Origin of the sequence: Sneathia sp. DSM 16631, from assembly GCF_014892235.1 — a bacterium.
Taxonomy (GTDB): Bacteria; Fusobacteriota; Fusobacteriia; order Fusobacteriales; family Leptotrichiaceae; genus Sneathia; species Sneathia vaginalis.
The window spans coordinates 1-6,386 of record NZ_JADBHL010000021.1 but is presented as its reverse complement, the minus strand read 5'-3'; the positions used below and the strand labels follow the sequence as shown (position 1 = coordinate 6,386).

7 protein-coding genes are annotated in these 6,386 nt (G+C 25.8%); all 7 read right to left on the bottom strand.

What is annotated here, in order from left to right; translation table 11 throughout:
- Positions 1–303: 303 nt before the first annotated feature.
- Positions 304–1,245: a transketolase family protein gene (locus IMK15_RS06085; RefSeq protein WP_192942261.1), complete on the bottom strand. Its 942-nt coding sequence runs from the start codon at positions 1,243–1,245 to the stop codon at positions 304–306.
- Positions 1,242–2,051 (bottom strand): transketolase, encoded by an 810-nt coding sequence (locus tag IMK15_RS06080; RefSeq protein WP_192942260.1) that lies wholly within the window; start codon positions 2,049–2,051, stop codon positions 1,242–1,244. The genes IMK15_RS06085 and IMK15_RS06080 overlap by 4 nt, the downstream gene beginning before the upstream one ends.
- 14 nt (positions 2,052–2,065) lie before the next feature.
- Complete coding sequence (locus IMK15_RS06075) at positions 2,066–3,334, bottom strand: PTS ascorbate transporter subunit IIC (RefSeq protein ID WP_192942259.1); 1,269 nt, start codon at positions 3,332–3,334, stop codon at positions 2,066–2,068.
- 13 nt (positions 3,335–3,347) lie between these two features.
- On the bottom strand, positions 3,348–3,626 hold the full coding sequence (locus IMK15_RS06070; RefSeq protein ID WP_046328141.1) for a PTS sugar transporter subunit IIB: 279 nt from the start codon (positions 3,624–3,626) through the stop codon (positions 3,348–3,350).
- Entirely contained in the window at positions 3,623–4,063 is a 441-nt protein-coding gene (locus IMK15_RS06065; protein ID WP_046328142.1) for a PTS sugar transporter subunit IIA, read from the bottom strand. The genes IMK15_RS06070 and IMK15_RS06065 overlap by 4 nt, the downstream gene beginning before the upstream one ends.
- A 12-nt stretch (positions 4,064–4,075) precedes the next feature.
- Positions 4,076–5,998: a BglG family transcription antiterminator gene (locus IMK15_RS06060; RefSeq protein ID WP_192942258.1), complete on the bottom strand. Its 1,923-nt coding sequence runs from the start codon at positions 5,996–5,998 to the stop codon at positions 4,076–4,078.
- A gap of 133 nt (positions 5,999–6,131) precedes the next feature.
- Positions 6,132–6,386: hypothetical protein (locus IMK15_RS06055; protein ID WP_192942257.1), on the bottom strand; the 255-nt coding region annotated here is incomplete at its 5' end.

Here is a 6,386-nt window from a genome sequence, read left to right as displayed (position 1 = left end):
AAAAACGGCTATAGATACAGTAAACACTGGTCTATAGCCTATTTATATCCTTAAAAACTGTCAAACTCGAGATTTTATATAAAAACAGTAAAAATATGAATATATTTTTTAATTTTTTTCTAATTTAATATTTAACTAAAAATGAAAAACATGATTTTAGTAACGAATATTTGTACTATTTTAAAATATTTAGTTTTTTAACTTCATATTTATTTCTTGTTGTCACGATTTAAATTTGTTTTATAAAGTGGAATACAAAAAATTAAAAAAATTATTAAAAAAAGTGAGATTTTTCAATCTCACTTAAATGATTTTATAGTTTAAATATATATTTTTTACGTTTTCTCCAGATAGTCCATACTTTTCTTTAACTTCGATAGTTTTACCAGATTCAGTAAATGTATCATTAACTCCTACTTTTTCAAGTTTAATATTTAAATTATATTCTGCAATTATTTCTGAAATTATTGTTGCTAAACCTCCATAAATCGTATGATTTTCAACTGTAACAACTTTTTTAACTTTTTTTAATATGTTTACAAGATATTCTTTGTTTAATGGCTTAATTTGTTTTATACTGATTAATTTATTTTTAAACCCTAAATCTTTTAATAGTAAATAACCATCAAGTGCTTGCTTACAAGCAGTACCTTCAAAAATTATAGCACCATCATTTCCATCATCATAGATTACTTCGCTTTCTGATGAATAATCTTTTAAAGGAGTATTATGTATTACAGGTACTATATCTCTTGCACATCGTATATATACAGGTCCGTTTATTTCAATAGCTTTTTTAATTGCTGCTTCTAAATCATTAACATCTATTGGATTTAATATTGTTAAATTTGGTAATGCACGGGTTAGTGCTAAATCTTCTAATGCATGGTGTGTTGCACCATCTGGACCATCATCCATACCAGGATGAGTTCCTATAATCTTTATATTTAATTTTGCATAACAGGCTTGTCTTAATTGAGTCCAAACAGTACCTGTGCAAAATATAGAAAAATTAACATAAAATGGAATTAAACCTTCTAAAGAAAGTCCAGATGTAATTCCTAGAGAATTTTGTTCAGCTATTCCTATTTCAAAGAATCTTTCAGGGAACTTTTCTTGGAATTTATTTGTTGTTACAGAACTTGATAGATCACTATCAATAACAACAATTTTATTATTATTTGTTGCAATATCTATCAAAATTTTACCTATATAATCTCTTGGTGAAACAGTTTCATAATTCATTGTATTCCCCTTTCTATATCTCTATATGCAATTTCTCTTTGTTCTTCTGTTATAGCACCACTATGCCATTTTGGATTGTTTTCCATAAATGATACACCCTTACCTTTTGTTGTATTTGCTATTATGAAAGTTGGTTTTGAATTTTTTTTCTTTGCTGTAAGTATGGCTTCGTTTATTTCATCAAAATTATGTCCATTTATATTTAAAACATTAAAACCAAAAGCCTTTATTTTATCATATATAGGTTCAAGATTCATTACCTTATTAACATCACCTTTTGATGATAATTTGTTATAGTCAAGTATTGCAATTAAATTATCTAGTTTGTAATGTGAGGCTGACATTAATGCTTCCCATATTTGACCTTCATGCATTTCACCATCACCTATTATACAATACACATAGTTATCATCCTTATTTAATTTTTTTGCTAAAGCCATACCAACAGATATTGATAAACCTTGACCTAGTAAACCTGTATTAGCATCAATTTGACTTATTTTCTTTTTATCAGGATGACCTTGTAATTTTGAATTAACTCTTCTAAAAGTTGTAATATATTCACGAGGTATAACACCTTTTTCTAAAAATATTGAATATAGTGCAGGTGTAACGTGTCCTTTTGAAAGGACTAATCTTGAACGGTTATTCTTGTTTAGATCTATTTCATATGTATATAGATAATTTAAAATATCAATACAAGATAAGGAACCTCCTGGATGCCCAGCTTTAGCATAAAAAATTAAGTCAATGATATCTTTTCTTAATATCTTTGATTGTTCAATTAAAGTGTTTTTGTTATACATATTTTTCCCCCCCATTATCTACCAAAAATTTTACCTACATAGTATACAACTAGTCCTAATGCAACAAAGTCTGTTTCTGGGAAGGTAGTTCCACTTAGCCCAACTATTTTCATTATAGGGTAAATTACTGCGGGACCTACTGCAATTAAAATTCCTGTAACGAAACCTCCTAGTATGCAACCTTTCCATCCACCAGTGGCATTTCCGAATACACCTGCTGTTGCACCAATGAAGAAATATGGTATTGCAACTGGGATTATGACAACCATACCAAGAGAAGCTAGTATAACCATTGTTAATAGTCCTCCTACGTAGGCTGATAAAAATCCTAAAACTGTAGCAGTTGGGGCATATTGAAAGACAACAGGGCAATCAAGTGCAGGTTTTGAATTAGGAATTAATTTTTCTGAAATTCCCACGAATGCAGGTATTATTTCTCCTAAAAACATTCTAACTCCTGTTATTATAATATATAAGGCTGCCGTGAATGTTAATGATTGAAATAATGGGAAAATCAACCAGTTTACATTTCCTGAAAGAGTACTAACATATTCTTTACCTGCTGCTATTGTTGCAATATAGAAAAATACTAAAATAGATATGCTTACTGAAACAACATAATCTTTAAAGATTGATAACCAACCAGGTAATTTTATCTTTTCGGTACTTTCTTTTGGATCACCAACAAATTTACCTAAAAATCCTGATAAAGCATATGCTAGAGTAACATAGTGTCCCATAGCTATTTCATCATGTCCTGTAACTTTTATCATATACGGTTGAGCTATAGCAGGATAAATTGCAGCTGCTAATCCTAAAAGGATTGCACCTATTACTATGGTAACTATATTAGATAAGTTTAGTGCTTTTAGTACAACTGTAAGTAATGCTGCAAGATATAAGTTATGTTGTCCAGTTAAAAATATATATTTGAATCTTGTGAATCTAGCAATAATTAAATTGAATAAAAATCCCAAAATCATTATTAGTGAAACAATAATTGCAAACTTAGATTGTGCAAGAGCTGTTACAGCTTCTGCTAAAGGTAGAACACCAGCTAATCCAAATCCTTTTTGAAAAAGATTTTGGAAACTATCAAGAGCTTTTACAGCCATTGCACCTCCACCACTAAAAATTAGAAAACCTACAATAGTTTTAATAGTACCAGATATAACTTTAGTAGCAGGTTTCTTTTGTAAAATTAGCCCAATTAAAGACATTAACCCAACTAAAATAGCTGCTTGCCCTAATAAGTCAAAAACTATAATTTTTACAAATTCCATAAAAATATTCCTCCTATTGATTTTTATTTAGATAATCAAGTAATTTGGCTTTTAATTCTTCTTTATTCATTAAATCTTCAATACCTATAACTGCTTTTACATCATCTTTTACTTGATCTACAAGATCATTCATTGTTACAACAAAATCTACATCATAATTTGTTATTGCACTTAAAACATCATGTTCTAAATCTATATCTAAATTATTTTCAGATATAACTTGTTCTAATTTTATTCTTAGCATCATGGAACTTCCCATACCTGTTCTACAAACAACTAAACCTCTTTTCATAATTTAACATCTCCTTTATTGTTAATATATTTTATAAATTCATCAATATTAAATTTATTGTTATTTAATGATTCAAATAAATTTTTATCTTCTAATATAGATGTAATTGATTGGATTTTATCTATATGTTCATTTGAATTTAAAGCTAAAATATAGATTAAATACTGTATCTTATTTCCTAAAAAATCTACTTTATTCCTTAATTTAAAGAATGCTAATCCAGACTTAATTACACCTTCATCTGGTCTTAAATGTGGTATACCCACATTGCTTGTTATAATATAATAAGGACCAATCTCCTTAGTTATATTAATTAATTTATTGATATATTTATGTTCAATATATCCGTTTTTTTCTAATATATTACAGGTATTTTCTAACGCATCCTCCCAATTTCTAGCTTGAATATTAAAATTAATTAATTCCTTTTTAAACATACTGCTACCTTTCTATTTATATGATAAATAAGATTTTAAATCTTCTACATTTTGTATTTTATTTAAATCTTGTCCATTATCGATTATTTGTAAAATGTTATCAATTAATTCCCTTGAATCATCGCAATTAATATGAACAAAAAACAATAATTTCACCCTTTTTCTTCCAGGAAATATTATAGGGTACTTAAGATATATGATATATACACCAGTTTTATAATTTTCATTTTCAACCTTTGCATGAGGTAGAGCAATATTTTTGGTAATTATCATATATGATCCATATTCATTGATAGTATCAATAATTTTATTTGCATAATCATCATTTACAATGCCAAGTTCAACCATTTTTGAAACGCCATATCTTATAGTGTCTTCCCATGTATTAAATTTTATCTTACAGAATTCTATATTATTAAAGTATTTCATTGAAATTGTCTCATACTTAAGAGTGTTAAATTCATTTATTAGTGTTTGCCTTTGAATAACATCAATGTCATGATTTTCTTTTAGATTTAATAATAAATTTTCATAATTTAAACTATTATTTTTTATCTCAAATAAAGAATCTAATTTCTTTAATTCCTTATTTGTTAAGAATGGTGAAATTTTAATTTTATTTCCAAAATCGATGTTATCCACATCAATAGTTGAAATTAATATATCATATTCATTTATATCAATTTGTTTTAATTGCATAAGAGAGATAATATCAATCTTATTAAAATTGTATCTATTAGTTAGTTTATTGATTAATATCTTAGTAGTACCATAACCACCTACGCAAAGTAATAATACTTTTTTATAATTTTTACAGTTATTATTATTTCTTTCTATTGATGCTTCGAAATGTACTGCGTAAAGTAAGATTTCTTCTATACTGAATTTTATTTGAAAAATATTTTCTATATACTCTATTTCTTTTTTTACAACTTCAATTAGCTTATTAGTCATAAATTCGTCAAATAGGTAATTAAGATCACCTAATTTAATGTTTTTTTTACATCTATATATTGATTGTGGTATGTGATTTTCAAGTCCTTTTAATAAAAATTTATCTTGTATAAAAGGAATGTTTGTTGCTATAGACATATTATCTATGAAGTTTCGAGTTATGATTCTAAATTCTATCCATTTGTCGGTTATAATATTGTCATAATTAGAAATTGTATTTATTATAAATCTATAAAATGCATTTATTTCATATTTATTAACGTTAAGTTCACTAAATGCTACTATAATAGCGTTATATAGTTTTATATTACTTATTTCATTATCAATATCTTTTTTTAAGGTTTTACCGTTTTTAATACGGACTATTAATACTAAAATATATGTAAATACCAAATTATTATTTATCATATAATTAATATTTAACTTATTATAAATATCAAGTGCTAAATTATATGATTTAATTATTAAATCTGGCATCTTGTTATTCTTGTTCTCAAATACTACAGTTGATAATGTTTCAAATGCCTTTTTTCTTACATCTATTTCATTTCCATCTAAAAAATAATGACCATCAAATTTTATTGAGATATTATATAAAGTATCTTTTAATTTTATTAAATCTTTTTTTATTGTAGCTTTAGTTACAAATAAATCATTAGCTATTTTTGATAAACTTATAAAATTTTCAGAAATTAGACATAAAAAAATGTAGTTAATTCTTTCTATAGAACTTAATTTCAAGCATTTATTCAAATAAGATAAAATATTGTTTGGGGTATCATTTAGTTTAAAATATATTTTTTTATTCTTTAAATAAATTTCTCCCCAGTTATGATTATTTAAAGTCATTGATAAAATATCTAATTCATATCTAAATTTTCTTTCATTTAAATCTAAAACTTTTAAAATATGATAAGAATCAGTTATTTCATTTACACAAATTAAATCAAAAATTTTTATAGTTAACATATTTACTAGCATATCTGTCTCCTTATAATAAAGTTTACCTTACATGATATTAAATAAAAGATGAAATAATTAAAAAAAAATTACAAAAAATATACACCTATAACAAAAAAAAGAGGCTTTCGCCTCTTTTCGACTATATATTAGCTTATTTCCATTCATATCTCATGTTTAAAGCACCTTTAATACCAGTGCTTTGGTAACCGAAGTCTCCTAATGTATTTAATCCAAAGTTAACTGGTACTTCAACTGAACCTGCAACTTTTAATGCGTCCATTGGTTTGTATGATACAGAAACCTTTGGTGCTAATACTAAGCTTGGATTACATATTCCAGCATATATATCAGTAAATTTAGCAGTTACATTACCTTCTGGGCTTACAACTAATTTGTCATTTAATAA

Excerpts from the sequence above, each read along its gene's own strand:
- IMK15_RS06085 (WP_192942261.1), bottom strand. The coding sequence starts at position 1,245 with ATGAATTATGAAACTGTTTCACCAAGAGATTATATAGGTAAAATTTTG.
- IMK15_RS06080 (WP_192942260.1), bottom strand. The coding sequence starts at position 2,051 with ATGTATAACAAAAACACTTTAATTGAACAATCAAAGATATTAAGAAAA.
- IMK15_RS06075 (WP_192942259.1), bottom strand. The coding sequence starts at position 3,334 with ATGGAATTTGTAAAAATTATAGTTTTTGACTTATTAGGGCAAGCAGCT.
- IMK15_RS06070 (WP_046328141.1), bottom strand. The coding sequence starts at position 3,626 with ATGAAAAGAGGTTTAGTTGTTTGTAGAACAGGTATGGGAAGTTCCATG.
- IMK15_RS06065 (WP_046328142.1), bottom strand. The coding sequence starts at position 4,063 with ATGTTTAAAAAGGAATTAATTAATTTTAATATTCAAGCTAGAAATTGG.
- IMK15_RS06060 (WP_192942258.1), bottom strand. The coding sequence starts at position 5,998 with ATGCTAGTAAATATGTTAACTATAAAAATTTTTGATTTAATTTGTGTA.